This is a genomic window from Zooshikella ganghwensis DSM 15267 (genome assembly GCF_000428585.1).
Classification (GTDB): Bacteria; Pseudomonadota; Gammaproteobacteria; order Pseudomonadales; family Zooshikellaceae; genus Zooshikella; species Zooshikella ganghwensis.
Window position 1 is genome coordinate 1 of the sequence record NZ_AUAF01000350.1, and the last position, 1,643, is coordinate 1,643.

At 36.0% G+C, this 1,643-nt stretch carries 3 protein-coding genes; all 3 read right to left on the bottom strand.

What is annotated here, in order from left to right:
• Window positions 1-258: 258 nt before the first annotated feature.
• Window positions 259-585, bottom strand: a complete 327-nt coding sequence (locus F607_RS0126825) for a hypothetical protein (protein WP_027710442.1) — start codon at window positions 583-585, stop codon at window positions 259-261.
• A 15-nt stretch (window positions 586-600) separates the two neighbouring features.
• Window positions 601-1,023, bottom strand: coding sequence for a hypothetical protein (locus F607_RS0126830; protein ID WP_027710443.1), 423 nt, complete (start codon window positions 1,021-1,023; stop codon window positions 601-603).
• A partial coding sequence (locus tag F607_RS35030; protein ID WP_169719861.1) for a hypothetical protein occupies window positions 1,023-1,643 on the bottom strand: 621 nt, incomplete at its 5' end. The genes F607_RS0126830 and F607_RS35030, both read right to left, overlap by 1 nt.

The following is a 1,643-nucleotide window of genomic DNA, read 5'->3' on the forward strand; positions in this document are numbered from 1 at the left end:
CACCCAAAAATAGCCGATAACAGAAGTTACCGGAAGTTTTTTCAAGGGGGTTGAGTATTCTGGGGAGGGGTAGGCGCACTAAGGCCACGAGCAAATACATCAGTAGCCACTGATATACTACTTGCGCCTTTTAAAATTTACTCGGAGAAATAAAAAAGCCCACAAAAGTGGGCCTTAAGAAAATAAATATAAGTGGGCGAGTAAGCCTGAGAAGTTTCACCTCAGGTCTAACCACTTATTTGGCCAAAAGTATGACCCTCAATACAAGCTTTCAGGAAACTTTAAAGCTGGCATACTATCTACAAAAAATAATAATTCAATATTTAAAATTACCAAACAAAGAAAAACCACAAATACCTTAAAAAATTTTTTCCTAGATGTTTTTCCTTCATCACTTAGTATTGAGCTATTAAAAATAAAAACAGGTATAATTTTAGATAAAAAACCACCATTTCTATTTGAGTCTTTAAATAGTTTTAGCCACAAAAAGATGGACCAAATTGCAAGGCCAAACATACAAAGCCAAGAAATCGTAAGTAAAATTAAAACAAAGGCTCCTGTTATATTTGATATGTCTGCCTCCATAAAGGCTCCTATTGCTCACTCACGATAATATTCTTTCCACTCACTTGAAGAATTCATTCCCCTGGCAAATAAAACATTTCCAAATATATCTTGATGGGGCTGAATATCAATATTAGATAATGAATCCACCACTCCCTCATCATCTCTAGTTACAAATTGATTAAGACTCCCCGCAATAAAATCACCCAAATCATTAGAGTGCGGAAAACTTCTCCAGGTATTACTGTTATACTTTTCAAATTCCGTACCTGATTCGGCATAAAATTGTTCATATTGACCATTAGGGTATAGGCATAATTTATCAACGTATTTTTTTGTTGTTAACGTATAACAGCCAGAAATATCCTCGACCGGGAAAATCCAGCCACCATATAATACAAAGGTGCCTATAAGCCCCACTAAAGCTAAAGTAATAAGGTAAATTAGAAGCTTTTTCATTACTGATTCCTCACCTGCGAAGTCCATTCAATAGTCATATGAACATCACTTGCTTTTGGACCAATTGACCAACCAAACCATTTTTCTGTATACCTACCTGCAAAAAGTGAACTGACTCCCATAGTATTTGTAGCTCGGAATAAAATCGTTTGATCAACAACTACGGCTTTTCCTCCACCCCAGCTGCCTACAACATGCTCAGCAATATTATTTGTTCTAAAAAAGCGTGAAGTGTTAAATGCATAACCGAAATCATCAACTCGATCACCATTTTTCAATTTACCTCCAAACTTGTCATAGAGAAACCTTTCAAAAGTTTGAGCGCCTTTTCCCTGACTAAATAACTGAGACATTTTACTATCAGGTCCAAAGTATAAACTTCCACCGTCACCATTTCTTCCAACGACTTCATCAAAGTAAGTGAAAACATCAATTGGAGACATGTTATTTATTTGTTCTTGAGATAATTTATTTTGAGCGTTTTCAATGTTGGTATTAGCAAAACTTGTACGTCTTGGTGCTCTCCCAAAATTCTCCCTTCTTAAAGGAGTCGTTGTATACCTATTTCTAAAATCACTGCCATCAGTGGTATTCGACTCACCACGACCTATTCGGTTGTA